At 46.4% G+C, this 25,715-nt stretch carries 29 protein-coding genes; 17 read left to right on the forward strand and 12 right to left on the reverse strand.

The genetic code is table 11. The features are described from left to right. The first annotated feature begins 3 nt into the window (after window positions 1-3). From AOC21_RS02865 to AOC21_RS02910, 10 genes are all read left to right on the forward strand, one after another. Window positions 4-519: a DUF3305 domain-containing protein gene (locus AOC21_RS02865; RefSeq protein ID WP_251371557.1), complete on the forward strand. Its 516-nt coding sequence runs from the start codon at window positions 4-6 to the stop codon at window positions 517-519. Then, window positions 519-1,103: a DUF3306 domain-containing protein gene (locus AOC21_RS02870; RefSeq protein ID WP_215392292.1), complete on the forward strand. Its 585-nt coding sequence runs from the start codon at window positions 519-521 to the stop codon at window positions 1,101-1,103. Before AOC21_RS02865 ends, AOC21_RS02870 begins: the two co-directional genes overlap by 1 nt. Before the next feature lie 11 nt (window positions 1,104-1,114). Further along, window positions 1,115-3,205 carry a 4Fe-4S binding protein gene (locus AOC21_RS02875; protein ID WP_215392293.1) on the forward strand — a complete coding sequence of 697 codons (2,091 nt, stop codon included), beginning with the start codon at window positions 1,115-1,117 and terminating at the stop codon, window positions 3,203-3,205. Then, entirely contained in the window at window positions 3,202-3,840 is a 639-nt protein-coding gene (locus AOC21_RS02880) for a molecular chaperone (protein WP_215392294.1), read from the forward strand. Before AOC21_RS02875 ends, AOC21_RS02880 begins: the two co-directional genes overlap by 4 nt. Window positions 3,841-3,955: 115 nt before the next feature. Further along, the gene (locus tag AOC21_RS02885; RefSeq protein ID WP_215392295.1) at window positions 3,956-4,177 is read left to right on the forward strand and encodes a formate dehydrogenase; all 222 of its coding nucleotides are present in this window, start codon (window positions 3,956-3,958) and stop codon (window positions 4,175-4,177) included. Window positions 4,178-4,235: 58 nt separating this feature from the next. Continuing rightward, window positions 4,236-7,214 (forward strand): formate dehydrogenase subunit alpha, encoded by a 2,979-nt coding sequence (locus AOC21_RS02890; RefSeq protein WP_215392296.1) that lies wholly within the window; start codon window positions 4,236-4,238, stop codon window positions 7,212-7,214. Between the two features lie 27 nt (window positions 7,215-7,241). Further along, a complete protein-coding gene (gene fdh3B, locus AOC21_RS02895) occupies window positions 7,242-7,898 on the forward strand; it encodes a formate dehydrogenase FDH3 subunit beta (RefSeq protein WP_215392297.1) in 657 nt (218 codons plus the stop codon). Further along, window positions 7,898-8,134, forward strand: a complete 237-nt coding sequence (locus AOC21_RS02900) for a hypothetical protein (RefSeq protein ID WP_215392298.1) — start codon at window positions 7,898-7,900, stop codon at window positions 8,132-8,134. The genes fdh3B and AOC21_RS02900 overlap by 1 nt, the downstream gene beginning before the upstream one ends. A 47-nt stretch (window positions 8,135-8,181) precedes the next feature. Continuing rightward, window positions 8,182-9,243 (forward strand): formate dehydrogenase subunit gamma, encoded by a 1,062-nt coding sequence (locus AOC21_RS02905; protein WP_215392299.1) that lies wholly within the window; start codon window positions 8,182-8,184, stop codon window positions 9,241-9,243. Between the two features lie 3 nt (window positions 9,244-9,246). Then, window positions 9,247-9,552: a hypothetical protein gene (locus AOC21_RS02910; RefSeq protein WP_215392300.1), complete on the forward strand. Its 306-nt coding sequence runs from the start codon at window positions 9,247-9,249 to the stop codon at window positions 9,550-9,552. On the opposite strand, the gene AOC21_RS02915 is transcribed toward AOC21_RS02910, so the two are convergent. Continuing rightward, a complete protein-coding gene (locus tag AOC21_RS02915) occupies window positions 9,553-10,260 on the reverse strand; it encodes an ATP-binding cassette domain-containing protein (protein WP_215392301.1) in 708 nt (235 codons plus the stop codon). Then, window positions 10,253-10,954, reverse strand: a complete 702-nt coding sequence (locus AOC21_RS02920) for an ABC transporter permease (protein ID WP_251371558.1) — start codon at window positions 10,952-10,954, stop codon at window positions 10,253-10,255. Before AOC21_RS02920 ends, AOC21_RS02915 begins: the two co-directional genes overlap by 8 nt. Before the next feature lie 60 nt (window positions 10,955-11,014). Here AOC21_RS02920 and AOC21_RS02925 point away from each other — a divergent pair, with 60 nt between their 5' ends. The 3 genes from AOC21_RS02925 to cls are packed head-to-tail and all read left to right on the forward strand — an operon-like array spanning window position 11,015 to window position 13,442. Next, window positions 11,015-11,215, forward strand: a complete 201-nt coding sequence (locus AOC21_RS02925; protein ID WP_215392302.1) for a (2Fe-2S)-binding protein — start codon at window positions 11,015-11,017, stop codon at window positions 11,213-11,215. 38 nt (window positions 11,216-11,253) lie between these two features. Beyond that, window positions 11,254-11,967 carry an endonuclease/exonuclease/phosphatase family protein gene (locus AOC21_RS02930; RefSeq protein WP_371817797.1) on the forward strand — a complete coding sequence of 238 codons (714 nt, stop codon included), beginning with the start codon at window positions 11,254-11,256 and terminating at the stop codon, window positions 11,965-11,967. Next, window positions 11,964-13,442: a cardiolipin synthase gene (gene cls / locus AOC21_RS02935; RefSeq protein ID WP_215392304.1), complete on the forward strand. Its 1,479-nt coding sequence runs from the start codon at window positions 11,964-11,966 to the stop codon at window positions 13,440-13,442. The genes AOC21_RS02930 and cls overlap by 4 nt, the downstream gene beginning before the upstream one ends. Here cls and AOC21_RS02940 read toward each other — a convergent pair. Together AOC21_RS02940 and AOC21_RS02945 are read right to left on the reverse strand one after the other, a co-directional pair. Further along, window positions 13,439-14,623 carry a CaiB/BaiF CoA-transferase family protein gene (locus tag AOC21_RS02940; RefSeq protein ID WP_215392305.1) on the reverse strand — a complete coding sequence of 395 codons (1,185 nt, stop codon included), beginning with the start codon at window positions 14,621-14,623 and terminating at the stop codon, window positions 13,439-13,441. The genes cls and AOC21_RS02940 overlap by 4 nt on opposite strands. Before the next feature lie 9 nt (window positions 14,624-14,632). Then, window positions 14,633-15,802, reverse strand: coding sequence for an acyl-CoA dehydrogenase family protein (locus AOC21_RS02945; RefSeq protein WP_215392306.1), 1,170 nt, complete (start codon window positions 15,800-15,802; stop codon window positions 14,633-14,635). Window positions 15,803-15,962: 160 nt separating this feature from the next. On the opposite strand from AOC21_RS02945, the gene AOC21_RS02950 reads away from it, so the two are divergent. Then, a complete protein-coding gene (locus tag AOC21_RS02950) occupies window positions 15,963-16,466 on the forward strand; it encodes a YqaA family protein (RefSeq protein WP_215392307.1) in 504 nt (167 codons plus the stop codon). Here the strand turns inward: AOC21_RS02950 and AOC21_RS02955 are convergent. The 8 genes from AOC21_RS02955 to AOC21_RS02990 form a co-directional block, all read right to left on the reverse strand. Continuing rightward, window positions 16,463-17,167 carry an ABC transporter ATP-binding protein gene (locus AOC21_RS02955; protein WP_215392308.1) on the reverse strand — a complete coding sequence of 235 codons (705 nt, stop codon included), beginning with the start codon at window positions 17,165-17,167 and terminating at the stop codon, window positions 16,463-16,465. The genes AOC21_RS02950 and AOC21_RS02955 overlap by 4 nt on opposite strands. 14 nt (window positions 17,168-17,181) lie before the next feature. Then, the gene (locus AOC21_RS02960; protein ID WP_215392309.1) at window positions 17,182-17,937 is read right to left on the reverse strand and encodes an ABC transporter ATP-binding protein; all 756 of its coding nucleotides are present in this window, start codon (window positions 17,935-17,937) and stop codon (window positions 17,182-17,184) included. After that, the gene (locus tag AOC21_RS02965; RefSeq protein ID WP_215392310.1) at window positions 17,937-18,896 is read right to left on the reverse strand and encodes a branched-chain amino acid ABC transporter permease; all 960 of its coding nucleotides are present in this window, start codon (window positions 18,894-18,896) and stop codon (window positions 17,937-17,939) included. Before AOC21_RS02965 ends, AOC21_RS02960 begins: the two co-directional genes overlap by 1 nt. Before the next feature lie 14 nt (window positions 18,897-18,910). Then, window positions 18,911-19,795 carry a branched-chain amino acid ABC transporter permease gene (locus tag AOC21_RS02970; RefSeq protein ID WP_215392311.1) on the reverse strand — a complete coding sequence of 295 codons (885 nt, stop codon included), beginning with the start codon at window positions 19,793-19,795 and terminating at the stop codon, window positions 18,911-18,913. 87 nt (window positions 19,796-19,882) lie between these two features. Then, the gene (locus AOC21_RS02975) at window positions 19,883-21,118 is read right to left on the reverse strand and encodes an ABC transporter substrate-binding protein (protein WP_251367287.1); all 1,236 of its coding nucleotides are present in this window, start codon (window positions 21,116-21,118) and stop codon (window positions 19,883-19,885) included. Between the two features lie 75 nt (window positions 21,119-21,193). After that, window positions 21,194-22,435, reverse strand: coding sequence for an FAD binding domain-containing protein (locus AOC21_RS02980; RefSeq protein ID WP_215392312.1), 1,242 nt, complete (start codon window positions 22,433-22,435; stop codon window positions 21,194-21,196). Between the two features lie 9 nt (window positions 22,436-22,444). Next, window positions 22,445-22,903, reverse strand: coding sequence for a VOC family protein (locus tag AOC21_RS02985; protein WP_215392313.1), 459 nt, complete (start codon window positions 22,901-22,903; stop codon window positions 22,445-22,447). Between the two features lie 14 nt (window positions 22,904-22,917). Then, window positions 22,918-23,610, reverse strand: coding sequence for a TetR/AcrR family transcriptional regulator (locus AOC21_RS02990; protein WP_215392314.1), 693 nt, complete (start codon window positions 23,608-23,610; stop codon window positions 22,918-22,920). A gap of 112 nt (window positions 23,611-23,722) precedes the next feature. Between AOC21_RS02990 and AOC21_RS02995 the strand changes: the two genes are divergently transcribed. The 3 genes from AOC21_RS02995 (at window position 23,723) to AOC21_RS03005 (ending at window position 25,707) form a co-directional block, all read left to right on the forward strand. Next, the gene (locus AOC21_RS02995) at window positions 23,723-24,199 is read left to right on the forward strand and encodes a CoxG family protein (RefSeq protein WP_215392315.1); all 477 of its coding nucleotides are present in this window, start codon (window positions 23,723-23,725) and stop codon (window positions 24,197-24,199) included. A gap of 112 nt (window positions 24,200-24,311) precedes the next feature. Beyond that, on the forward strand, window positions 24,312-25,166 hold the full coding sequence (locus tag AOC21_RS03000) for a xanthine dehydrogenase family protein subunit M (protein WP_215392316.1): 855 nt from the start codon (window positions 24,312-24,314) through the stop codon (window positions 25,164-25,166). A 31-nt stretch (window positions 25,167-25,197) separates the two neighbouring features. Beyond that, window positions 25,198-25,707: a (2Fe-2S)-binding protein gene (locus AOC21_RS03005; RefSeq protein WP_215392317.1), complete on the forward strand. Its 510-nt coding sequence runs from the start codon at window positions 25,198-25,200 to the stop codon at window positions 25,705-25,707. Window positions 25,708-25,715 lie beyond the last annotated feature (8 nt).

Below are 25,715 nucleotides of genomic sequence, written 5' to 3' on the forward strand. Positions count from 1 at the left end.
TTAATGCGTAAGCAAAAAATTGACAACCCATGGGTCTCGTACCGCTGGGCGCCTGCGGAAGTGCTACCTGATTTTGGGGAATTCCATAGCAATCAAAGCAATTCCATCTGGGGCCAATTTTTGGGAGCAGATGCGGATGGTGAATCCTGGTTATTTACAGGATATGAGCTTGACCTTTTTCCGGATGAGGCTGAGGGCTACTACCTGAATGTTTCCGCTAAATCTCCAAGTTGGTTTGTGATGTGGCGCCTAGAGGAAGATGTTGAGCGCTATATTGATGAGCAATCTATTGCCTTGGCTAAGGCCGAGACAACGTTTGCTGTTCCACACCGTATTTGCGTCAGCTATAACGAGGCTGCGCGCTTGCTTGATGGCGGCGAGTCAGTGGATACCGTTCCGATGATTGAGGAGCACGCCGCTTGGTTGCAAGAGTACGTCAATGAAAACTATCGGCCTGAACCCAAAAAGCGTCATAAGCCTGCCTCATTCAAGGGTGCTGAACGCCCAAGGGAGGAGTGATGGCCGAGGGATTTTTAGGTCGTTGGTCTAAGCGTAAGGCGGGTAAGGAAGTCAACGAAGTTGATCCGCCAGAAAAAAAATTAGATATCCCCAATGAATCTTCGCAGGCATCACCTGTTCAGGTCTCTCCAGAAGAGGCCCCACCGCCTGCTACCTTGGAAGACGTAGCCAAGATCGATCGTCTTGATCCAGATTTTTCTGCTTTTATGAAGCCAGATGTAGACCCGGCTGTACAGCAAGCGGCCTTAAAGAAAATGTTTACTGATCCTCACTTCAACATCATGGATGGATTGGATATCTATATTGATGATTACAGCAAGCCAGATCCATTGCCCCCTGGAATGCTCGAGAGAATGGTTCAGAGCGATATGCTCAATCTGTTTAGCAAGTCGAGCGAAGAGATTGCTGATGATGCCAAGCAAAGCATTAGCCAGGCGCCTAATCCGCAGCTAGAAGGCGACACATTGGCAGCCGAGCAGCAAAGTGATTTAACATCCACCCAACAAATACCAGCTCCACTGGATGAAGTGTCGAATGAAGTGCTAAACGAACCATCCATTCAGTCCAAACAGAAAAAAACCTAAGAAGATAGCGCATGAGTCAAAAATTAGTTTGTAACTGCAATGGCACTATGCCTTTGGATGCAAAAGAAATGGGCGTACCCATTCATCAATCTTTATGCAGACAGGAAGTAGGTTCTTTCTTAAAAGCGCTAGATGGTTCTGATTCATTGGTAATAGCATGCACGCAAGAGGGCGCACTGTTTAGTGAGTTGGCTGATCAAGCTGAAAAGCCTTTAGTTGCCCCATTGCGTTTTGTAAACATTCGAGAAGTTGCCGGCTGGACGCAAGAGGCTAAAACATCTGGTCCGAAAATTGCTGCATTGTTAGCTTTAGCTGACATGCCTGAGGCTGAGCCTGTTCCGGTGGTCAATTATGAAAGCCAAGGAAGGTTACTCATCGTCGGCGCTGGCTCCCAAGCTATTCCTTGGGCTGAAAAACTCAGCCCCTCCTTAGATGTTTCAGTGCTGTGTACTGAGCCTGGCGATCTACCGCTTACCCGCAGTTATCCAATCTTTACGGGTGTAGTCACTAAGCTAGACGGCTATCTAGGGAATTTTTCAGTCGACTGGGATCTGCAAAATCCGATTGACCCAGAGATGTGCACTCGCTGTGGCGCTTGCGTCGAAGTGTGCCCTGAAGGCGCAATTGACCTTTCATTTCAGATTGATTTAAGCAAATGTAAATCCCATCGTGATTGCGTAACAGCTTGTGCTGGTATTGGCGCTATTTCTTTTGATCGCAAAGAGCGCGAGCGTAATTCTGAATTTGATCTCATTTTGGATTTGAGGGTAGATCCCAAAATGCGTATGAGCCAAACACCGAAAGGCTATTTCGCTCCTGGTACAGATCCCTTGGAGCAAGCGCTGGCAGTAAATCAATTATCAGAGATGGTAGGGGAGTTTGAGAAGCCTAAATATTTTGTCTATAACGAAAAAATTTGTGCGCATGGTCGTAATGGCAAAGTAGGTTGCAATGCTTGTATTGATGTTTGCTCAACTGGCGCCATTGGTTCAATCTTTAAAAATGGCCAAGGCACTGTAGAGGTCAATCCAAATCTTTGTATGGGTTGTGGAGCCTGTGCCACCACTTGCCCATCCGGTGCAATGCGCTACAACTACCCAAGCGTTGCTCATCAGGGCAAAGAGCTGAAAACGGTCGCGAGTGTCTTTACTGCCGAAGCGCAAAAGATTAATAAAGCAATGGCCCCAAGCTTGCTTTTGCACACTTTAAAAGCTGGCACACAAATGATTGATGGTCTAGGCAGATCTTCACACATCATGCCAAAGCGCTTTGAAGGTCTTCCTTCGTTTGTCATACCTTATGGCATTGAACATATTGCCTCAACGGGCTTGGACTTATGGCTTGGTGCTTTGACATATGGCTTTGCTGAGGTGACCTTGTTATTAAGCGGTGATGAAGATCCTGCATATCGTGCTGCGCTTGAGGAGCAAGTAGATTTAGCCAATAGCATTCTGAAGGCATATGGCTTTGATGAGCGCGTTCACCTGATCTTGGCGAATTCCGTTGAAGATCTATCAATAGTTTCCAAGGCAATGGGCGTATTGCGTCAGCGTGGTTCACTTACCCCTATTTGCACGCCTGCAAGCATTGGTTTGTCGAATCAAAAACGCGAAACATTAGAGGCAGCTCTAGAGCATTTGCAAAAACAAGCTAAGACCCCGTTGCCTGAAGCTGGAGCCGTACTTCCAAAGTCTTCCTTATTGGGCGGTCTGACAATGAACAAAGATGCTTGTACCTTGTGCATGTCTTGTGTCAGTGGCTGCCCTGAGGGCGCGCTTTTAGACAACCCCGATGAGCCCATCCTTTCGTTTATTGAAAAGCAGTGCGTTCAATGCGGTATCTGCGTTCAAACCTGCCCAGAGAAGGCTTTGACTCTTGCCCCACGTTTGCAAACAGTTGAGCAGCGCAAGCAGCGGACCACCCTAAATGAAACCCAGGCTTTCCATTGCATTAGTTGTGGCAAGCCTTTTGGAACACTCAAGATGGTTGATCTCATGCTCACTAAGCTAGGCGCTCACGGTGCCTTTGCAGGTGCAGCAATGGATCGATTGAAGATGTGTGGTGATTGTCGAGTTGTGGATATGGTGAAAAAAGAAACATGAGTGAAATAGAAAAAGAGAATTTATCTGCAGAAGTAGGGGATGTTGGCTTACCAGAGGATCTAGCGCGCGCAGATTTGTATGGCTTGATCGCTCGTTTTTTTCAGATGCCTCCTGATCAAGGGCTTTTAGATCAAATTGCGGCGACCGCAGATCAATACGATGCCACTGATGACGCGCCATTAGCTAAAGTCTGGATGGACGTAGTTGAGGTTGCTAAAAATAACCCCGCCAAGGCCTGGCACGATGAGTTTGATTTAAATTTCATTAGCGTTGGCAAGCCTAATGTTGTTCTCAATGGTTCCTTTTATATGGCCGGCCATTTAAATGAGAAGCCTTTGGTCAATATTCGTAAAGCTTTGGCTGAGTTTGGACTTGAGGCTGCACAAGAGATAACCGAAACCGAGGATCATATTTCCGCTCTTTCTGAGGTAATGCGCTATCTGATTGCGGGTGACGATGTCGAGATATCAAACCTTACAAATCAAAGGGTTTTTTTTAACCAACACATTCGACCCTGGTATGACGAGTTGTGCGATGCAATAGAAGGCATTCCGGAGATGCATCTTTACCACCCAATCGCCTCGCTAACCCGAGAATTCCTAGCGATTGAGGGTCAAGGTTTTGACATGATTTAATGCTGCAGTGCAACAGAGGGTAAGCCTTAGATGCATTTTGTTACAACGATATGTCAAAAATGCAATAAACAATTAAACTTGACGGGAATCAAGAATAACAACATAGGAGCATGCCATGAGCACCAAAACTACAGTTGCTTTAAGCGAGGAAAACAAGCCATCGCGCCGTAAGTTCTTTATTGGTGCAGGTGCCGCCGTTGGTGCTGTCGCTGTAGCTAGCCAAACCCCAGTAGGTAAGGCTGTTATCCAGGAAGTGACTGGCACCAAAGCAGTGAAAGATGTTGGTCAAACTATGACCGCTCACATGCGCAAGTATTACGAAACGACTTTGATTTAATTTTGCTTTTGTTTTAACTGTTATCCAATAAATAAAAAAACTTTCTCAGGGACAACATATGAGTCTGACTCGTAAATCCAATACCCCACAAAGCAGTCGTTCAACATCACGCCTCATTGGCAGCTTGTCACGTGGCTTAAAAGCTGCTGTACCAACGATGGATCGCCGCTCATTCCTCAAGCGTTCAGGAGTAGGAGTAGGGGCCGGTATCGCCGCTAGTCAATTGAGCTTTGTGCAAAAGGCATCAGCCGAGCAAAGCAAGGCCATGCTTGATGGCAAAGGCAAGATTGAAGTCAAGAGATCAATCTGTACACACTGTTCAGTAGGCTGTGCGGTTGATGCCACGGTTGAGAATGGCGTTTGGGTTCGTCAGGATGCTGTGTTTGATTCCCCAATTAATATGGGTGCTCACTGTGCTAAAGGCGCTGCCTTGCGTGAGCACGGTCACGGTGACTATCGTTTGCGTTACCCAATGAAGTTGGTTGATGGAAAGTACCAGCGCATTTCTTGGGACCAGGCCTTAACTGAAATTACTGCACAGATGAAGGGTATTCGTGAGAAGTATTCTCCGGATGCGATGTTCTTCATTGGCTCCTCTAAGCACAACAACGAACAGGCCTACTTACTCCGTAAGTGGGTCTCTTTCTTTGGTACAAACAATACAGACCATCAGGCTCGTATTTGTCACTCCACAACAGTTGCCGGTGTTGCTAACACCTGGGGCTATGGTGCGATGACCAATAGCTATAACGACATGATGAACTCTAAAGCGGCTTTGTACATTGGTTCAAATGCTGCTGAGGCTCACCCTGTTTCAATGTTGATGCTTTTGCACGCAAAAGAAAATGGTTGCAAGGTGATCGTTGTTGATCCACGATACACCCGCACTGCTGCTAAGTCAGATCAATACATCCGCATTCGCTCTGGCACCGACATTCCGTTCTTATTCGGCTTGCTGTATCACATCTTTAAAAATGGTTGGGAAGACAAGAAGTACATCAACGACCGCGTCTATGGCATGGAAGAGATCCGCAAAGAAGTGATGGAAAAGTGGACTCCTGCTGCAGTTGAAGAGGCTTGTGGTGTTCCTGAAGCGCAGGTTTATCAAGCTGCTAAAACCATGGCAATGAATCGCCCAAGTACGGTTGTTTGGTGTATGGGTCAAACCCAGCACACCATTGGTAATGCGATGGTTCGTGCCTCATGTATTTTGCAGTTGGCATTAGGTAACGTAGGTAAGTCTGGTGGCGGTACTAATATTTTCCGTGGTCACGACAACGTTCAAGGTGCAACTGACGTAGGTCCTAACCCAGACTCATTGCCTGGTTACTATGGCTTGGCTGCTGGTTCATGGAAACACTTCTCAGCTGTTTGGGGTGTTGACTACGAATGGATTAAGGGTCGTTATGCGCCCGACATGATGGAGAAGTCTGGTACGACTGTTTCTCGTTGGGTAGATGCTGTTCTCGAGAAGAATGACATGATCGATCAGCAAACAAACGTCAAAGGTTTGTTCTTCTGGGGTCATGCGCCTAACTCACAAACTCGCGGCCTTGACATGAAGCGTGCGATGGATAAGTTGGATCTTTTAGTTGTTGTTGATCCATACCCAAGTGCTACTGCTGCAATGGCTGCAATGCCTGCTGCAGAAGGTCAGGTAGTTAACAAGAATCGTAATGTTTACTTGTTGCCTGCTGCAACGCAGTTTGAGACCTGCGGTTCTGCTACAGCATCAAACCGCTCATTGCAGTGGCGTGAGAAAGTAATTGATCCATTGTTTGAATCTGTTCCTGACCACGTGATCATGCAAGCTTTTGCTGATCGTCTAGGTTTCGGTGAAGAGCTTTCCAAGAACTACAAGATGCTCAGCTCTAAATTTGCTGGTAAGCAATGGAAAGAGCCGCAAATTGAAGACATCTTGCGCGAGATCAATCGCTCATGCTGGACTATTGGTTACACAGGTCAAACACCAGAGCGTCTCAAAGCGCACATGAGAATGGTTGCCACATTTGATCCGAAGACTCTGAAGTCTCGTGGTGGTGTTGACCCAGTAACTGGATACGACACAACTGGCGACTACTACGGATTGCCTTGGCCTTGCTACGGTACAGCAGCAATCAAGCATCCGGGCTCACCAAATCTTTATGACACCAGCAAGAGCGTCATGGAAGGCGGTGGTAACTTCCGCGCCAACTTCGGTGTTGAGCGCGAAGGTAAGAGCTTGTTGGCGGAAGACGGTTCCTACTCTAAGGGTTCAGCGATCACCACTGGTTACCCAGAGTTCGATCACGTATTAGTGAAGAAATTAGGTTGGTGGGATCAGTTAACCGACGACGAGAAAAAACTCGCTGAAGGCAAGAACTGGAAGACTGACTTATCCGGCGGTATTCAGCGCGTGGTCATGAAGAACGGCTGTCATCCATTTGGTAATGCGAAAGCACGTGCCGTAGTTTGGAACTTCCCGGATGCAATTCCAACCCACCGTGAAGCGCTTTACAGTACAAATGCGCCAATGATGCGTAAGTACCCAACATCTGCTGATAAGAAGAACTTCTGGCGCTTGCCAACTCTCTATAAGACTGTTCAAGATCAAAACTTGAATCAGAAGTTATATGAAAAGTTCCCAATCATTCTGACCTCTGGTCGTTTGGTTGAGTACGAGGGTGGTGGAGATGAGACTCGCTCCAATCCATGGCTGGCAGAACTCCAACAAGAAAACTTTGTAGAGATCAATCCAAAAGCTGCAGCAGATCGTGGCATTAAGAACTGGGATTATGTTTGGGTGAAGTCGCCAACGGGCGCCAAGATCAAAGTACGCGCAATGGTTACTGAGCGCGTTGATCAAGGAACCGCCTTTGTGCCATTCCACTTTGCTGGTTGGTGGCAGGGCGAAAACATTCGCAAATACTACCCAGAGGGTGCGGCTCCTGTAGTTCAGGGTGAAGCGGTCAACACTGCAACAACGTATGGTTACGACCAAGTCACGATGATGCAAGAGACTAAAACCACTATGTGTCAAATCGAAAAATTTGCCTAAGTCAAAAAATAAAGTCAGGAGAACACAATGGCAAGAATGAAATTTATTTGCGACACAGAGCGATGCATTGAATGCAACGGTTGTGTCACGGCCTGTAAAAATGATAACGAAGTGCCTTGGGGTGTTAATCGCCGCCGCGTTGTTACGGTAAACGATGGCATCATCGGTCAAGAGAAGTCAGTATCAGTTGCTTGTATGCACTGTAGCGACGCTCCTTGTATGGCAGTATGTCCAGTAGATTGTTTCTACCGTACAGATGAGGGTGTTGTGTTGCACGATAAAGATATCTGTATCGGTTGCGGCTACTGCTCTTTTGCTTGCCCATTTGGCGCACCACAGTTCCTAAGCAAGGGCGCCTTTGGCTCCCGTAGCAAAATGGATAAGTGCACATTCTGTAGTGGCGGCCCTGAAGAAAATGGCAGCGTTGCAGAGTTCGAGAAATATGGCCGTAATCGCTTGGCAGAAGGCAAGTTGCCACTCTGTGCTGAAATGTGCTCAACCAAAGCATTGATCGGCGGTGATAGCGATATTATTTCTGGCATCTTTAATAATCGTGTTGCGACACGTGAGAAGAACGGTAAGTACCCAGGATCCAAGGCTTTTGGTTGGAATACAGCCTACGGCGGACCTGATGCACCTGCGCCTACACCGACACCTGCTGCAAAAATTCCAGGAGCTAAATAATGAAAGTGAATTTCAAAACTCTTGGCTTATGTTTTGCAGCAGCAACATTGTTGGCTGCTTGCTCTGAGCCACCGGAAATTGCTGCTAAGGCTGCAAAGCGTCCAGACGTAGCTCCTTACATGGGCGCCAATAATGGGTTCGTGACTAAGGGGTGGACGCCAGGCAATCAGGCTAGCTGGACTGAGTCAGTTGATAAGCGGACTCAGGGTCAAAACGAATACAGTCGCGTTAAGTGATCCACTAAATAACAATAAATAAAACGAAAACGTTTAAGGACATGTGTATGAAACGATCATTTTCTAAAGTTCTACGCACTTTGGTGGTGGCTGCTGGTTTGTCGCTAACTATTGCAAGTGGAATCAGTTTCGCAGAGCGTGCGCCGATGTTGCCTTTGCCATCAGCTAGCGGAGTGGATATTCCGCCTTCGTCAGTTCCGGCAAATCCAAATGCTTTGGCAAATGGCACTAAAGCACAATCTCAGCCAGCAAACCCTTCTATTTTTACAACAGCTAATAGCGATCCATACAACTTTGTCAGCATCCCCGACAAAGAGTCGAGTGTTTTAATTCAGCGTTCCGGTCAAGAATGGCGTTTAATTCGTAACGGCGTGATTACTGTTTACGGTGGCTGGTTATTAGCCATTGCCTTCTTCGGCATTATTGCGATGTACACAGTGAAGGGTTCAATCAAACTGCACGAACCAATGTCTGGCGTAAAAATCAAACGCTTCAGTGCATTTGATCGCTTGGTTCACTGGTTGATGGCGTTCAGCTTTTTAGCATTGGCTTTCACTGGCTTATTGATTCTTTACGGCAAGTATTTTGCAATGCCGTTAATGGGTGGGGTAGCCTACGGATCATTCTTGAATGTTTGCAAAAACATCCATAACTTTACTGGCCCCTTGTTCACTATTTGTATCGTGATCTTCTTCTTGCTCTTTGCGCACAAGAATTTGCCAGGCAAAGGAGATTTACAGTGGTATTTAACCTTTGGTGGAATTTTCAGCGGCAAGCATGTACCGGCTGGCTTTTTCAATGGCGGTGAAAAGATTTGGTTCTGGTTTGGTATGACATTCTTGGGCTTGGTAATTTCAGCATCAGGATTTGTACTCGACATGATCGTGCCATTCATGACTATTGAATACACCCGCGGCACCATGCAGATTGCTAACATCATTCACAGTAGTGCTGCGATCTTGATGTCTGCAATGGCAATGGGTCATATTTATATCGGTACCATTGGCATGCAAGGCTCAATCGATGGCATGAAGACTGGTTATGTTGATGCTACTTGGGCTAAAGAGCACCATGAGCTCTGGTATGACGAACTCAATAAAAGGGGATAAGCCATGAAAAAAATCATTGCTTTTACATTCTTTGCATTCGCTGGATCTTCAGCATTCGCAGCATTGCCGCCGTTGACACCTGAGCAGGCAGAGGCAGCGGCTCTAACGAAGGCAAAAGCTGCTTACGGCGATCGAGTTGGCGCTTTTCAACTGTGCCAAGCACAAAATCGTGTAGCTGATCGCTTTAAGGTAGCTGGCACTCCTGCTCCTGCTGCATGTGTGGCGCCTCCACCATTTGTTCCGCCAGTGGTTGCCGCAGCGGCTGCACCAGCTGCTCCAGCAGCACCCGCAGCACCAGCGGCGAAGTAATTAATCGCTGAGTAATTCTTGATGTAGGTAGCGTTTTGCAGCTTGCGTTTGAGGATTGGTAAAGAAGGGGCCTACGGGCCCCTTTTCTTTTATCTCGCCCTGATCAATAAAGATGACGTGCTCGGCAATTCTTTGCACTTGGGCCAGTTGATGGGATGAAAAAATGACATTTGTCCCTTGTCGATCAAATTGACGGATGAGCTCTTCTACTTGTTCGGTGGTACTAGGGTCTAAGTTGGCGGTAGGTTCATCTAGTAAAACCAAATTGGGTTTTTGAAGGATGGCTCTACCAAGACAGAGTTTTTGTCTTTCACCTGCGGATAATTTATGTGCCGGACTATTTCCAAGCTTGCCAAGACCAACTTCTTTCATTACCTTTTGTATATCGGATTCTGAAATGCTTGAGTCTGCGTCACGAACCATTCCTAGATTGGTTGCGGCGGATGCTTTAATCATTGGAGTGTGATGTAAGACTAACGCGGTCTTTGTTTTGAAGGAATAACTTACGGTCCCACTATCTGGCTTGATCAGCCCATCGAGAAGCTTTAGAAGCGTGGTTTTGCCAGCGCCATTCGGCCCAATGCAAGCAGTGATTCTGTCTGCAGGAATAATAGCGTGCGGGATATTCAGAATGGTTCTGCCATCACTTTTGACGATGATGTCTTTAAGTTCAATGAACTTTTCAAAATTATCTGCGGTATTAACCATAGCGACGCTCCGCAATTTGGCGAACTGCAAAAGTAAATAAGTTAGCTAGTAAAACAATAGTCAGCAGGACTATGCCAAGGGCAAGAGCTAAAGGTAAATCACCCTTGCTGGTCTCCAATGCAATAGCCGTTGTCATGGTTCTGGTGGAGTGATCAATATTGCCACCCACAATCATGACTGCTCCAACCTCCGATATCGCTCTGGCTAGGCCGGCAAGGACGGCAATCGTAAGGGAGAAGCGACAATCCCATATCAACCACTTAAAGCGGGATAAAGGTGGCAGCCTGAGGCTTAAAAATGAATCTCGGTGTATTTTCCAAGAGTCTTCCAGTATTTGCCGACTAAGGGCGGCGATTAGCGGGGTTGTAAGCAACGTTTGAGCAACGATCATGCCTTTGACTGTAAATAGCCAGCCCCACATGCCAAGGGGCCCTGTGCGAGACAGCATGAGATAGACCAAAACGCCAACAATGACTGTTGGTACTCCCATTAGAGTGTTAAGGGTCACAATAATGGTCTTTTTGCCTACAAATCGTTCAGTTGCCAGCAGGGCGCCGATCGGGAGGCCTAAGAGCGTGCCTATTAGAAGCGCGGTCAGGCTAACCTGCAGAGATACCAATACGATCCCCAGCACACCGCCATCTAGGTGGGCAAGAAGAGACAGGGCATCCTGAAAAGCTTTCAACATGGGCATGATTCTATCAAGGCAGTGGCAAAATGACTGTAATGAGATTGATTACCCTATTTTTGACCTATGGCTGAAGTAGTTTGCCTCTGCAATGAGGTCCTCGACGTAGATTTACGTGAGTATTTAGATGCCCACCCAGTAGACTCGATTGATGAGTTACGGGAGCAGGCGTCGATTTGTAATAAATGTATGCAGTGTCAGGAGTTGGTCGAAGGTGAAATCTACTTAGCGCGTGTTCGACGTCAGCGTGCAGCGGGACAGTTTTAATGAGCATCAATAAAACGACCCGTTTCACGGTGCTTAGTATGAATGTCCATAAAGGCTTATCACCCTTGCACAGACATTCCACTATTTATCAGTTACGTCAAAAAATGCGTAGCCAACATCCAGACCTCCTTTTTTTACAAGAACTACAGCAAGAGCATCGAGGAAGGATTCGGCGCTTTAGTCAATGGCCGCTGACGGAGTTGACACACTTTCTCTCTGAAGATTTTTGGCATGACTGGCACTATGGAAAAAATGTCGAGTATCGCGATGGGCATCATGGTAATGCCATCCTCTCCAAGCATCCCCAGCAAAAAGGAAATAACTACGATATATCAGCATATCGTTTTGAGAGTCGCGGGCTGCTACATAGCGTTACTAAACTAGATGGCATGGATCAACCCATTCATTGCTTCTGCGTCCATCTGGCGCTCTTCGAGCATGGGCGAGAGCGGCAACTGGAGGCCATCATTGGCCATATTCAGGATTTAACTCAAAATGGCCCCACCATTGTGGCGGGCGACTTTAATGATTGGCGCAATCGAGTTAGCGCACCTATGAAGGCCGCTGGATTCGATGAGGTATTTGAGGTACTTACGGGCTCCCCGGCCAAAACGTTTCCTAGCGTCAAGCCGCTACTCGCTATGGATCGGATTTATGTGCGCGGTTTAAAAATTCATTCCGCACAAATTTTGCATGAATGGTTAAAACTATCGGATCATCTAGGCATTACTGCCGAATTGGAGCTTGAATGAATGATCTACTAAGCCTGTTTTTAAAAAATACATTTGAGCTAAATTTAAATTGGCTTCTCCTGATTCATTTTTTAATGGTCACCTACTTTATTGGCGTCATCATTTCTGTCAGAAGGCCAGTGGGAGTTGCTTTTGCCTGGATTTTTATTGTGATGACTTTCCCGGTGATGGGAATTTGTTTATATGTATTGATTGGTGAGCGTCCCGTAGGGCGTAGTTTGACGCGCAAAATTAAACGCATGAATCGAGAGTACGCGAAAATTACAGAGCAACTACGCCAAGAATTTTCGAGCGAAAGAGCGAAGTTACCTATTGAAGCTAGGGCTTTAAGTATTTTGGCTGAATCAAAGAATGGCACTCCAGTTGTAGATGGAAATAAAGTTGAACTTTATACAAAGTCGCTAGATATTCTTCAGTTATTTATTGATGAGATTAATCAGGCCCAAAAGACTCTCAATATGGAGTTCTATATCTGGGCCTTGGGGGGAGATGCTGATCGAGTGGGTGAAGCTGTGATTACTGCTTCAAAACGTGGCGTAGCTTGTCGTGTTCTATTGGATTCTCTAGGTAGCAAGGATTGGTTCAAATCGTCATGGCCAGCTCGCTTTCGAAGTGCAGGCATAGAAGTAACAGAAGCACTGCCGATACAGATTGGCCGCTTTCAGTTTCGCCGTGCAGATTTACGCTTGCATCGAAAAATATTCATCGTGGATGGCGCTGTAGTGTGGACTGGCAGTATGAATTTAGTTGACCCACGAACGTTTAAGCAAGACTCAGGAGTTGGCGAGTGGGTTGATGCCATGGTGAGGGTCGAGGGTCCAGTAGCAGCCCAGTTTGAACTCACGTTTTCATTCGATTGGAGTGTTGATAATCCTAAGATCACTCACTTTGATGACCGTTCTCCTGCGCCTGCGCCTAGAGAGGGTGGAGTTATCGCACAGGAGTTTGCTTCGGGGCCGGTATACCGTGATGACATCTTGTATCAAGTGATGCTCTCAGCCATTATTGATGCGCGTGAAGAGCTGACTATTACAACGCCTTACTTTGGTCCGGATGATGGCCTACTACAAGCACTTATGGCTTCTGCAAGGCGCGGTGTCAACGTTACTTTAATCGTACCCAAACTGAATGATTCGACTTTAGTAGCCTGGAGCAGCAAAAGCTTCTATCAGGATTTAATGATATCTGGTGTCAAGATCGCAGAATTTAAAGGTGGCCTCTTGCATACTAAGAGCTTATTGATTGACAGGCGCATTGCCATCTTTGGCTCAGTCAATTTTGATCAACGTAGCCTGCGTTTGAACTTTGAAATTAGCTTGATTGTTTACGACAATGACTTCTGCGCCAATCTTGAGACGTTAATTCAATCCTATTTGACGCAGTCGGATTACGTTGATCCTCAAGCTTGGGCTAAAAGACCAACATGGCATCGCTATCTTGAAAATGCAGCGCATCTAACCTCACCGCTACTTTAAATTGCTCCGCTAGCTCGCATATCTGCAATGTCAGCCTCTGCTATGCCAAGCTCTTTCAGAATGGAATCTGTGTGCTCTCCAACCGCAGGAATGGGGTCCATGCGATAGTCATAGCTGTCATTGAGGCCTGGAGGTAACAGGGCTGCAATAGCACCATTGGGAGTATCTACCTCAGTCCAGCGATTTCGCGCCTTAAGCTGCTCATGTTTCCAAAGGCCTTCCATATCATTGAGGTGGGCGTTTGCAATTTGCGCTTTCTCAAGTCTGGCGATCAGTTGTTCGGAGCTAAGCTTGCTAAAGCAGGCATCAATAATTTCTAACAGTTCAATCCGTTTTTCATTGCGCTTGAAGTTGCGATCAAAGCGCTCATCCTTTGCTAACGCTGAGTTCTCTAATACTGTCTCGCAAAATTGCACCCATTCACGTTCATTTTGAAGCCCCAGCATGACAGTCTTGCCGTCACCAGCCTTGAATGGGCCGTAGGGATAGATTGTTGCGTGAGATGCACCATTTCTTGGGGGTGGTTCTGCGCCCTTATAGGCGTAATACATGGGGAAGCTCATCCATTCACCGAGAGATTCCAGCATGGAGATATCAATAACCGATCCCTTACCTGTTTTTCCTCTCTGCAAAAGAGCTGCCAATATATTCGTATAGGCATACATACCTGCAGCAATATCAGCAATAGAATTTCCTGCTTTGCTGGGGGTATCGGGAGTTCCGGTGACTGATAAGAATCCTGCTTCACTTTGGATCAAGAGGTCGTAAGCTTTTTTATCTCGATAGGGGCCATTATTACCGTAACCTGAGATGTCACAGAGAATGAGTTTTGGGTTCTCTTTTTGTAAGACCTCCGCAGTTAGTCCCATACGTGCAGCAGCACCCGGTGCGAGGTTTTGCACCAAGACATCAGCAGTTTTTAACAAGGTCTTGAGTGTTGCAATGGCCGCCGGTTGCTTTAGATCTAAGGTCAAGCTTTCTTTAGAGCGATTTACCCACACAAAGTGAGAGCTCAGCCCATCCACTTGCGTGTCATATCCTCTAGCAAAGTCACCGCCACCAGGGCGCTCCACTTTAATCACCCTCGCACCTAAATCCGCTAATTGACGCGTACAAAAAGGTGCTGCAATTGCGTGCTCTAGGGAGACAACGGTAATCCCATCTAAAGGACGAATACTCATAGTGTTCCTTTAGAAAGATCTTGGCAGACCAAGAACATGCTCGGCAATATAGGAGTAAATCAAATTCGTTGAAATTGGCGCTACTTGATAGAGGCGAGTTTCCCTAAACTTGCGTTCAACATCATATTCATTGGCAAAGCCAAATCCTCCATGAGTCTGTAAGCAGACATTGGCTGCTTCCCAGGATGCTTTAGCGGCTAGGTATTTAGCCATGTTGGCTTCTGGTCCACAAGGCTGGTGATTGTCAAATAACTCGCAAGCTTTGAAGCGCATGAGGTTAGCAGCTTCAGTTTCAATATAGCTATCAGCAATCGGAAATTGAATCCCTTGATTTTTACCAATAGGACGATCAAATACAACACGGTCATTGGCATAGCGACGAGCGCGATCAATAAACCAGTAGGCATCACCAATACATTCAGCTGCGATTAATACACGTTCTGCATTGAGGCCATCTAGGATGTATTTAAAGCCTTGACCTTCAGTGCCGATGAGGTTCTCCGCAGGAATCTCAAGATTATCAAAGAACACCTCATTGGTTTCATGGTTGACCATATTGGCGATTGGTCTGACTTCCATGCCTTTGCCAATGGCATCAGCAAGATTCACGATAAAGATCGACATACCCTCTGACTTGCGCTGCACTTCACTCAGCGGAGTAGTGCGGGCCAATAAGATCATCAGATCAGAATGTTGAATTCTGGAGATCCAAACCTTTTGACCATTCACGACGTATTTGTCACCCTTTTTAACTGCGGTAGTTTTAAGTTTGGTGGTGTCGGTTCCCGTAGTCGGCTCTGTAACAGCCATACTTTGGAGGCGTAGCTCACCTGATGCAATTTTTGGGAGATACATTTTTTTCTGAGCTTCGGAGCCGTGACGCAATAAAGTACCCATGTTGTACATTTGCCCGTGGCATGAACCTGAGTTGCCGCCCGAAAAATTAATTTCCTCCATGATTACCGAGGCCTCGGCTAAACCTAAACCCGAGCCGCCATATTCTTCCGGAATTAATGCTGCCAACCAACCGGCCTTAGTCATGGCATCGACAAAAGCTTCTGGATAGCCACGCTCGTGATCAATCTTTTGCCAATAAGCGGAATCAAAAGATCCACAAAGGTCACGCAATGCTTCACGCATTTCTTGGTACTGGTCAGGCTTTGGAATAGGGTGATTCATGAAAGTCTCAATTTATAGGTTTTATGGCGTATCCGCCATTTCAGGCATTAGTTTAAGCAAGATTTGAAATTCATGGAGATTGCCCAAAACAAGGCAAAATAGGCTTAATGAAGCCCAAAAAAATCCGACCGTATCTCAGTGCCTTAGAGGGCGTTGCTTGATGGACTCTATGTTCGAGCATTTTTTTGGATGGTTTGGAATGCCATCCGTTGGGTTGCCGGCGGTATTTATCAGTGCTTTTATTTCGGCGACATTAATTCCAGCCGGCTCTGAGCCCATCTTGTTTGGCTATATCACTCTGAATCCCCATTTATTTTGGGTCGCCATTATGGTTGCTACCGTTGGGAATACCCTGGGCGGGATGGTGGATTGGTGGCTTGGCTTGATAGCGCGTAATAGCTTTAAAACAATGGATGAGCCGAGTAACAGCCGCCTTAAGCGCTGGCTTGAGAATTGGGGTCCCAAGTTGTTGCTGTTATCTTGGCTACCCGGATTGGGCGATCCTTTGTGTCTAGCGGCCGGATGGTTAAAGCTCCCATGGCAGCCTTGCCTCATTTATATGTTTATCGGGAAGTTATTCCGCTTTATTGCATTAACCTGGCTCTTAACTTTGGTCCCCGATAGTTTTTGGCATCAGCTGGGACATTGGCTGCATCTGATTTAAACCGCGCAATACTTCTGCTGAATCTCATCGTTGTTTAAAAGATTCTGGGCAGTGTCATGAAACACAATCTCACCCTGATCCAAGATATAGGCCCGATCAGAAATTTTCAAAGCTTGTTGCACGTTTTGCTCGACCAGCAGAATAGTTAGGCCTTGCTGCTTTAGTTTAGCAAACAACTCAAACATCTCTTCAACCAAGACCGGCATGATGCCCTCTGAAGGTTCGTCGAGCAGAATGACTTTAGGCTTGCCAATCATGGCTCTAGCAATCGCTAGCATTTGCTGCTCACCACCGGACATCGAGGTGCCATCTTGATTCAAACGCTCTTTGAGTCTTGGGAAAGTTTCAGCGATTTCATCTACTAAGGCGCTCATGTCGCCGGAATTCTTCTTTGCAATTACTCCAAGCTCAAGGTTTTCTTTGACAGTCAGTCCTGGAACAATGCGGCGATCCTCTGGAACGTACGCAAGGCCCAGGTGAAAGCGTTCATGAGCGGGTAAGTCTAAAAATGACGTGCCATCAATAGAGGCTTTACCTTGGCGCTTAGAAAGGAGGCCCATTAGTGAGCGTAGGGTGGTGGTTTTACCAGCACCATTGCGGCCCATCAAGGTCACAATTTCACCTCTATTTACTTCAAGTGAAACACCTTGCAGAACGTGACTCCGGTCATACCATGCGTTTAAATTTTCTACACGCAACATAATTTGCTTTCTATTTAACCTTGACCTAGGTACACACGACGTACCTCAGCATTATTTTGGATTTCCTCTGGCGTACCCTCAGCCAAAAACTCGCCGTGATGCAGAACTATGATGCGCTTACATAAGCCCATAATGAGTTTCATCTTGTGCTCAACCAGAATCACCGTACGTTCACTGGCAAGGGTACGAATGAGCTCCATCATGACCAATGTTTCTTCTGGAGACATGCCGGCAGTCGGCTCATCAAGTAATAGTAGGCTAGGGTTACAGGCTAAAGCCATCGCAATTTCCAGTGCACGCTGTTGGCCGTGGGCCAGGTCACCCGTTTTCTTATTTCGTAGGTGTTCTAGATTGACTCGGCGGAGCAGTTGGTCGGCGAGCTCAATAGGGCCTGGGTAGCTTTGCGCATTCCGGAGAAAGTTATAGCGTGCCGTTTCCATTTGCGCGGCAACGCGGACATTCTCATGAACGCTGAGTTGTTTAAAGACGTTTGTAATCTGAAAGCTTTTAGAGATACCAACGCGAGCAAACTCGTGTTGCTGCATTCCGGTAATGTCTTTGCCATTAAAGAGAATTTGACCGCTTGTAGGAGGGAAGGCACCACTCAAGACATTAAAGAATGTACTTTTACCTGCGCCATTAGGCCCAATGATTGCAGTCAGTGTTCCAGGCATAAAGCTAGTGGATACATCCTGCAATGCCTTGAACTTACCAAAGCTCTTGCTGACATGACGTGCTTCAAGAATAGGAGTGGTAGTTGCGCTATTCATTATTTCGAATCCTGATTAATTTGTAACTTACTCAGAATGGTTCCCCAGATTCCCTTAGGGAAGAACAGCACAAAGAACATAAAGACTAAGCCAACGACCGCCATCCAGTGTTTGGTAAAGGTGGTAACAACATCCTCTAGATAGAGCATGACGGCAGCACCAATGAACGGACCAAAGAATGTCCCCATGCCACCCAAGATGCTCATCATCACTGCTTGGCCAGACTGTAAATAGTGCAGTGAATCAATTGGCACAATAGAGAGGTGCAGGGCGCGCAATGAGCCTGCTAAACCGCAAATGGCAGCTGACAATACGAATACCAATAGTTTGGTGCGAGCCACATCAAAGCCGCAAGCTGCTGCACGCTTCTCATTCTCGCGAATCGCTTCCATCACGGCCCCTAAGGGTGAACTCAGAATGCGAGAGATCAGCCAAATTGCAATCACTACAAAAAAGAGAATGATGTAGTACTTCACCAATGGATTTAAAAAGTCCACTGGAATACCCAAGACGTTAAATTCATCAACACGAACGCCGCGCAAACCATTCTCGCCGCCGGTAAGGCTCTCTGCTTTATAAAATATGTAATACACAATTTGACCAAGCGCTAAGGTCACCATGGAGAAGTAGATGCCCCGAGTGCGAATGGCTAGATAACCCATGATGAGTCCGCCGATAGCGGCGCCAATGATGCCAATCAAAATTGCGGCGCCCCAAGGCATTCCATAATGAACAATGCCAATACCGGTGAGGTAGCTACCGATGCCTAAAAATGCTGCATGGCCAAAGGATAGAAGGCCCATATAACCAAACAGTAAGTTAAAGCCCATGGCGAACAAACCGAAGATCAAAATATTGATCGCCAACGCTTCGTACGGCATGATGAATGGGAAGATTGCCAAGAACAGCGTACTGGCTAGGACGCGATGACGTGCAATGAGTTGGAAAAATGAATTCATAAATATACGGAGCCTTAGCCCATCGCTCCTGCTTTACCAAATAAACCTTGTGGGCGAATTAACAGTACTACTGCCATCAAAACAAAAATGGAGAGCTCTGCTAAGTCAGGGAAGAAGAGGGAAGTCATGCTGTAGACAATGCCTACTAATAAGCCAGCAACGACAGCGCCTACTGGTGAGCCCATACCACCAACTACGGTCACGACAAAAGACTCCGCCAAAATGGGGATACCCATTTCTGGGTTTACTGAGCGTGTTGGGGAGGCCAGAATTCCAGACAGACCAGCAATTGCACAGCCCAGTCCAAAAACTAATAGCCAAACCTTGGCAATATCAACACCAAGCACTTTCACGATCTCTTGATCGGCGGCACCAGCTTTAATGATCAGGCCATAGCGCGTCTTTTGAATAAAGAACCAGACGCCCAAAATAATGACAGCGGTAGCAGCAATTAAGAAGAGGCGATATTTAGGGAAATAACCAATGCCTACGTTCATTGTTCCGCCAAGACCCTCGGGGGTAACTGAAGGTAGGCCTTCAATGCCAAAGGTAACGCGCATCACTTCAATCAAAACATAAGAGAGGCCAAAGGTCAGTAGCAGGGGGTAATCTAGGCCGCGCCCATAAAGAGGTCTTACCAAGAATCGTTCAGTAACAAGACCTATGCCGCCAGTAAGCAATGGAGTTAGCACTAAGCTAAACCAAAAGCTTCCGGTAACGCCCAAAAAGTACACCCCTAAAAATGCGCCCACCATAAAGAAGGCGCCATGAGCGAAGTTCACCACGTTGAGCATGCCAAAAATGAGACATAAGCCCAGGGCTAAAAGTGCATAAATACTGCCCAAGGCGATGCCTGTAAGCAACTGCATGCAAAGAAGTTCAAATGAAAGACCGGTCATAAATGTACTCAGAAAAAACTCCCCGCTACCAATTGGTGTTGGGGAGTGGATCAGGGTGAATTAGTAATCCACCCTGAAATTTTTGGATTAGGCTTTGTGGCCTAGCTCTGCGCAAGAGCGCATATTTTTCTCAGTAGTAGGTTCAATCGTCAAAATATTGAAGACGTCATACTTGTCTTTCATATTCTTAGATTTAGACTCTACGATGATGACGGTTTGTACGGCTTGATGATCGCACTTACGGTAGTACTCAGGTCCTTTGTACCAGTCGTACTTCATATTCTCCATTGCTGCGACTACTTTTAGGGTATCGGTAGATTTTGCAATCTTTACCCCAGCCAAGACGCTCTTCACACCAGCGTAGCCAAGTGCGCCGTAATCGGAAGGCACGGAGCCGTTATACATTTTTCGGAAAGCATCATTAAATGTTTTTGCAGTTGGGATGCGATCTTCTAGACCCCAGTAATAAGATGTACCGCCAATGATGCCTTCAAAGGCCTCTGGCCCACCTGCAAGGCGTGAAGTATAGAGAAGTACTGGCGTAACAATCTTCATGCTGGATTTGAGGCCAAAGTCGGTACATTGTTTTGCCGCATTAACTAAGTCGCGACCAAAGTTACAGAGAACCAAAATATCTGGATTCAAAGCTTTGATACGTGGCAAGAAAGCGGAGTAATCAGATGCGCCCAATGGGTGACGAATGTCAGCCAAGGTGGTGGCGCCCATTTCTTTGCCGGCACGCTCAAATGCACGAACCATTTCATGGCCGTAAGCATAGTCGGCTGTTAAGAACACAATCTTTTTACCAAAACGAGGAATAGAGTAGCGCGCTACAGCACCAGCTGTCATTGTTGGGTTTAATGCTTCGTGGAATGTGTAAACGCTCCAGTCTTTTGCTTCGTTAATTGCATCAGATTGGCTGATGGAGTTAAACAAAACTTTACGCTCTTTACATACGGCATTAATTGAGAGTTGAGTTGCTGCGGAAAGTGAGCCAACTACAAAATTGACTTTATCTTTTTCAATTAACTCTAAAGTACGGGTTGCTGCTTCGCCTGGGTTTAGTTTGTCGTCACGCACCAAGAGTTCCGCTTTGCGACCATTAAATCCGCCGGCATCGTTAAATTCCTTGATGGCTAATTCAGCGGCCTTTACTTGATCCTGTGCCTCAGCAGAAAAAGGACCTGTCAAAGGAGTTGGGAAACCGATCTTAATAGTGTCAGCTTGAGCGTTTGCAACATTTAGCCAAAGTGGGGTGCTTGCAGCTGCAGCTCCACCAATCAACATCTGTCGTCTTGTTTGATTCGTTACTTTTTGTTTCATGGTTGTCTCCTCCATATAAAACTTTGTTAAATAAGAATACTTTTTGTTTTTTTAAATCTTAACTGAATGCGCCTTTTAATGGGCGGATTCAGGCACTGCTTTCCCTTTAGCCAATAGATCGCTGATATCAATCGCGGTCTCTGCCATGACAGTATCGGCATTTCTTTTGAGCTTCTCGTTATCCCTATTGCCTTTACTACCCTGAGCTTGCATATAGCGCCCTAAATATTGAGCTCTGGCCACTACCTGCTGACCCATTTGGAGTCGCTCCTCCCCATATGCGCTGAGTGCTGCAGGGGAGGCGCCAAGTGCAGCAATATGCTTTGCAATCACTATTGCTTCGTCAGCCGCCTTTGTAACTCCCATTCCGACATGTGGTCTGCCAACAAAAGCTGCGTCACCCATCAATGCGATTCTGCCAAAGACAATTTGCTCGGAGCGAACGTCATAGATTGCTTGTAAGAATGGGGCCGCTGTTTTTTCAAGAATCTCAGCGTATTGAGGGGCCAGAATTTCTCTAGCTACTTTGCGCATATGAGCAATATGCTTCCAAGAGACTTTTAGTGGAGGAATGCCAGTAGGGTAGTAATGCCCATTGTCATCAGTTAAGAGGCTAACTAGCTCTTCATGCTCTGATGCTGGGCGATACCAAACAAAGTTATAGCGACGCTTGCCTGGGCGGGTATCGTTGCCAGAACCAGCAACTGGATACCCTAGCATTTGCTCGCCATTAGGTAAGCAAAAGCCAAAGCGATTAAATAGGGTCTCGAGTGTGTAATTAGATAGGCAGGCTTCATCACATACGCCGCGCCAGGCTATATAGCCAGCATATTCAGGCTGAATCTGCGGCGCAACTTGAGCTCTTACGGCAGAACGAATGCCATCAGATGCAATCAGTAGCTCAGCATCATATTGACTGCCATCCTCACACATTACCCGTACAGCGTTCGCATCTTGTGTAACTGACTTCACTGTCTTGCCTTGAAGATAGCGTTCAATTGGAAAGCTTTCCTTTAGCATCTGATACAAACGACTCCAGGAGGTAAGTACTTGAGGTAACTCGATCTCACCAAGACTTTGGCCGTCGGCACCTAAAGTAATGCGTTTAGTTACGGGTACACCCAGAGTTTCATCAACGGTAACCCCAGCAGCTCTCAGTGCTTGGGCCAGAGCGTCATGAGTCACAATTCCGGCACCGCGACCGTCCATGGATCCAACGGTTTTTTCTAGCAAGGTAACGTCATGACCTTGGCGCAGCAAAATATTTGCTGCGAACAAGCCACCAAGAGAGCCGCCAATGACTAGAATTTTTGCCATCAATGACTCCTATGTTGCTTTCGCATCAAGAGCAGTTTTTTCTGAGGCTGGATAGTTCAATTCAATAACAATGCCATTAGGATCATCCAAAAATATTTGATGGAGTCCTATTACTGGTACGGTGCGCTCGCGATAGGAAATCTTTAATTCTTTTAACAGGTTAATTTTCTCTTCTAAGCCATTTGCAAAAAAAGCAATGTGATCAACGGCGCCAGATCCATGAAGCGAACTAGGGTCGCGCTCACCTAAATATTTTTTTAGTCCGTTTGGATCATTCTTATCGATAGCAATGAGGTGTAAGACTGCATTTGCCCAACTGCTCTCATCACCGTTGTAAAGCCATACTCCTGGAAACGGAAACTCTGGCCTTGGGCCGACTGTTAGGCCAAGCAACTTGCTGTAGAACTCAGTAGTTTTTTCGATCTCGAGACTGCGAATAGAGAAGTGATTCAGGCTTAAGTTAGACATGGTGACCTTTTGATTTAAGCAAATAGTGATTTGGCGGAATGAAGGTAGGACTGCACCCGATCGCGAATGATTTCTTGTTCTGTATCGGGGCTCTCAGCGGCATAGATGGCTTGCCCGTAGATCCAGCGTCTCATGCCAATGTAAAAGACGCCGCCATGCAGTCCCATGAGAAATTCAAGTTCACGCTGCGTGGGTTTTGATGTATCTACTCTACCGCAATACTTGCGAGTTTCACGAATGAGTCTGGGTAATAAGCGGGTGCGCAAGAGTTCAAAGAAGCGATCGCTGATGGAGTGGTCACTTAGGCCAGAGAAAATCAAGATGCGCACAAAGTCATAAGTTAAGACTGTGTTGGAATAGTCCAAATAGAAAGCATTCAATTTTTCTTCTGGAGTGAGCGAGTCATCATCTAACAACTCTTCCCATTCTGGCTTCCATCTAGATTCAAATACCTCTTTGTAAACCTCTTGAATCAGAGCATCTTTGGTTGGGAAGTAGTGGTAGAGCAGGGTGTGGGTAATGCCTAATTCTTTGGACAAATTTCTCAATTGACCATCGATGCCATTTCTGGCAAAGAACTGAATTGCGCTATCCAATATTTGACGTTTTCTCTCAACCGTTCCCATTCTTTTTCGGATGGGCGCCATCGAGCCTTCTGAAATTTCAGCAGTATTTGGGCTGGTAACGCTATCTTCAGTAAAACGCATGGATTCTCAGGGTTTATCCGAATTTGGACTTATTGACCACAAGTTAAATAATGGTACATTGTTGAACAATTGGTAGATAAGACTCTATTCGTACAAACCCCAAGGAGATCAAATGGAACTAAATGGCGAGCAACTCATATCGGCTCCAATCCCTGATGTATGGAAGGGTTTGAACGATATCGACGTGCTGGCCAAGTCCATTCCGGGTTGCGAGGAGATCAGTCGCATCTCTCCTGAAGAGATTCATGCCAAGGTAATGTTCAAGATAGGGCCTGTTAGAGCGCGTTTTGCGGGGAAATTGCTCCTTAGCGACATCATTCCAGACCAGTCTTGTTCTATGGCCTTTGAGGGGTCTGGTGGGGCAGCAGGTTTTGCCAAGGGTAAGTCGCGGGTTGAGCTGAAGCAGGCTGAAGGAGGCACTTTGGTTACATACACGACCGAAGCCTCTATTGGTGGCAAATTAGGTCAAATTGGCGGTCGCTTGATTAGCGCATCGGCAAAAAAGATTGCAGACGACTTTTTTCAGAAGTTTGCAAAAGAATTAGGCGGGGAGACAGTGGCGTTGGAGTCAGACGCTGGCAGCAAATAAAGGAGCAGCAAAAAAGCTCTAAAACTATAAAAAGTAGTTGCAGTAAACAACTAAAGCAGTACAAAAAATATAAAGCTAAAAAGCGAATTACATTCGTGGTGGAGGAGACGCAATGAAGTCTGCAGCATTTGATTATGTAAAGCCTAAGGCATTACAAGAGGCTTTGTCTTTGCTTGAGCAGGGTGGCGACGATGCTCGCTTAATTGCAGGCGGACAAACTCTATTAGCCACATTGAACATGCGCTTGTCTGAACCTAGCGTATTAATTGATATCACTGACATTGCCGAGCTAAAAGGTATTTCCATTGTTGGGAATAGTCTGCGCATTGGTGCGTTAGTGACGCATACCGAAATTGAAGATTCAGAGTTGGTGGCAAAGCATGCGCCGCTTTTAAAAGCTGCAGCCCCGCATATTGCGCATCGCGCTATTCGTAATCTAGGGACCTGGGGCGGCTCCTTGGCCTACGGGGATCCAGCGGCTGAATGGCCCGCCTGCAGCTTGACCTTGCGGGCGACGATGATTATTCATGGACCAGCTGGTGAGCGTCGAATTTCAGCAAATGATTTTTTCATCGATCTCTATACAACTTCCTTAGAGCCTGATGAAATCTTGGTAGCTACTGAGATTCCACTTGCTAATCAGCAAGAGGTCTTCTATTTCCATGAGCTTGCTAGACGTCATGGAGATTATGCGGTTGCTGGATTAGCGGCAGTTGCACAAAAGCAGGGCGATATTTTGACTGGCTGCGCTTTCACTTTCTTTTCGGTTGGTGCAACACCAGTGATGGCAACAAAAGCTCAAGACTTGGTGAATGGTCAAAAGCTAACCGATGAAGTGATCGCTAAAGCAGTGACTGAAGCGCGCAATGAAATCGAAGCCATTGCAGACATCACCAATAGCGCAGAAGCGAAACAACATTTAATTGGTGTGCTTCTTGAGCGCGGACTCAAGCAGATGATTGCTTAAGCTCAATCAATAAAAGAATTCGGAGATCAGAATGAGTTTGAAGAAAAAAATTTCAATGACGGTAAATGGTCAACTGGTAAATGCAGAGATTGAGCCACGTAGACATCTGGTAGATTTTTTGCGTGAAGACTTGTATCTCAAAGGCCCGCATTTAGGTTGTGAGCAGGGTGCATGCGGGGCTTGCACCGTTAGGGTAAATGGGCAAATTATTCGTGGATGCCTCTTTCTGGCAGTTCAGGCCGATGGTGCCGTGGTTGAAACGGTCGAAGGTCTCACTAAAAATGGCGTTTTAACCGATCTACAAGAATCATTCATGCGTCACAACGCAATGCAGTGTGGCTTCTGTTCTTCGGGCATGTTATTGGCAGCAGCAGAGTTAATTGAGAAGCAACCCAAAGCAACACGCGAAGAAGTGCGCGAATGGATTTCTGGCAATTACTGTCGTTGCACTGGCTATCACTCGATTGTGGATGCCATTGTCGATGTATTGGATGCTCGCGCTAAGGGCCAAAAAATTAAACCTGTCCTTGCTAACGCTTAAGGTATTGA

The organism is Polynucleobacter sp. VK25 (assembly GCF_018687355.1).
Taxonomy (GTDB): Bacteria; Pseudomonadota; Gammaproteobacteria; order Burkholderiales; family Burkholderiaceae; genus Polynucleobacter.

What these genes read in the sequence shown, in the direction of transcription:
- AOC21_RS02945 (WP_215392306.1), bottom strand. Translation starts at nt 15,802, where the DNA reads ATGAATCACCCTATTCCAAAGCCTGACCAGTACCAAGAAATGCGTGAA.
- AOC21_RS02975 (WP_251367287.1), bottom strand. Translation starts at nt 21,118, where the DNA reads ATGAAACAAAAAGTAACGAATCAAACAAGACGACAGATGTTGATTGGT.
- AOC21_RS02905 (WP_215392299.1), top strand. Translation starts at nt 8,182, where the DNA reads ATGAAACGATCATTTTCTAAAGTTCTACGCACTTTGGTGGTGGCTGCT.
- AOC21_RS02985 (WP_215392313.1), bottom strand. Translation starts at nt 22,903, where the DNA reads ATGTCTAACTTAAGCCTGAATCACTTCTCTATTCGCAGTCTCGAGATC.
- AOC21_RS02950 (WP_215392307.1), top strand. Translation starts at nt 15,963, where the DNA reads ATGGACTCTATGTTCGAGCATTTTTTTGGATGGTTTGGAATGCCATCC.
- AOC21_RS02990 (WP_215392314.1), bottom strand. Translation starts at nt 23,610, where the DNA reads ATGCGTTTTACTGAAGATAGCGTTACCAGCCCAAATACTGCTGAAATT.
- AOC21_RS02875 (WP_215392293.1), top strand. Translation starts at nt 1,115, where the DNA reads ATGAGTCAAAAATTAGTTTGTAACTGCAATGGCACTATGCCTTTGGAT.
- AOC21_RS02885 (WP_215392295.1), top strand. Translation starts at nt 3,956, where the DNA reads ATGAGCACCAAAACTACAGTTGCTTTAAGCGAGGAAAACAAGCCATCG.
- AOC21_RS02900 (WP_215392298.1), top strand. Translation starts at nt 7,898, where the DNA reads ATGAAAGTGAATTTCAAAACTCTTGGCTTATGTTTTGCAGCAGCAACA.
- AOC21_RS02965 (WP_215392310.1), bottom strand. Translation starts at nt 18,896, where the DNA reads ATGAATTCATTTTTCCAACTCATTGCACGTCATCGCGTCCTAGCCAGT.
- AOC21_RS02970 (WP_215392311.1), bottom strand. Translation starts at nt 19,795, where the DNA reads ATGACCGGTCTTTCATTTGAACTTCTTTGCATGCAGTTGCTTACAGGC.
- AOC21_RS02940 (WP_215392305.1), bottom strand. Translation starts at nt 14,623, where the DNA reads ATGAGTATTCGTCCTTTAGATGGGATTACCGTTGTCTCCCTAGAGCAC.
- AOC21_RS02995 (WP_215392315.1), top strand. Translation starts at nt 23,723, where the DNA reads ATGGAACTAAATGGCGAGCAACTCATATCGGCTCCAATCCCTGATGTA.
- AOC21_RS02960 (WP_215392309.1), bottom strand. Translation starts at nt 17,937, where the DNA reads ATGAATAGCGCAACTACCACTCCTATTCTTGAAGCACGTCATGTCAGC.
- AOC21_RS02955 (WP_215392308.1), bottom strand. Translation starts at nt 17,167, where the DNA reads ATGTTGCGTGTAGAAAATTTAAACGCATGGTATGACCGGAGTCACGTT.
- AOC21_RS02980 (WP_215392312.1), bottom strand. Translation starts at nt 22,435, where the DNA reads ATGGCAAAAATTCTAGTCATTGGCGGCTCTCTTGGTGGCTTGTTCGCA.
- AOC21_RS02930 (WP_371817797.1), top strand. Translation starts at nt 11,254, where the DNA reads ATGAATGTCCATAAAGGCTTATCACCCTTGCACAGACATTCCACTATT.
- fdh3B (WP_215392297.1), top strand. Translation starts at nt 7,242, where the DNA reads ATGGCAAGAATGAAATTTATTTGCGACACAGAGCGATGCATTGAATGC.
- AOC21_RS02910 (WP_215392300.1), top strand. Translation starts at nt 9,247, where the DNA reads ATGAAAAAAATCATTGCTTTTACATTCTTTGCATTCGCTGGATCTTCA.
- cls (WP_215392304.1), top strand. Translation starts at nt 11,964, where the DNA reads ATGAATGATCTACTAAGCCTGTTTTTAAAAAATACATTTGAGCTAAAT.
- AOC21_RS02865 (WP_251371557.1), top strand. Translation starts at nt 4, where the DNA reads ATGCGTAAGCAAAAAATTGACAACCCATGGGTCTCGTACCGCTGGGCG.
- AOC21_RS02880 (WP_215392294.1), top strand. Translation starts at nt 3,202, where the DNA reads ATGAGTGAAATAGAAAAAGAGAATTTATCTGCAGAAGTAGGGGATGTT.
- AOC21_RS02915 (WP_215392301.1), bottom strand. Translation starts at nt 10,260, where the DNA reads ATGGTTAATACCGCAGATAATTTTGAAAAGTTCATTGAACTTAAAGAC.
- AOC21_RS03005 (WP_215392317.1), top strand. Translation starts at nt 25,198, where the DNA reads ATGAGTTTGAAGAAAAAAATTTCAATGACGGTAAATGGTCAACTGGTA.
- AOC21_RS02890 (WP_215392296.1), top strand. Translation starts at nt 4,236, where the DNA reads ATGAGTCTGACTCGTAAATCCAATACCCCACAAAGCAGTCGTTCAACA.
- AOC21_RS02870 (WP_215392292.1), top strand. Translation starts at nt 519, where the DNA reads ATGGCCGAGGGATTTTTAGGTCGTTGGTCTAAGCGTAAGGCGGGTAAG.
- AOC21_RS02920 (WP_251371558.1), bottom strand. Translation starts at nt 10,954, where the DNA reads ATGCCCATGTTGAAAGCTTTTCAGGATGCCCTGTCTCTTCTTGCCCAC.
- AOC21_RS03000 (WP_215392316.1), top strand. Translation starts at nt 24,312, where the DNA reads ATGAAGTCTGCAGCATTTGATTATGTAAAGCCTAAGGCATTACAAGAG.
- AOC21_RS02925 (WP_215392302.1), top strand. Translation starts at nt 11,015, where the DNA reads ATGGCTGAAGTAGTTTGCCTCTGCAATGAGGTCCTCGACGTAGATTTA.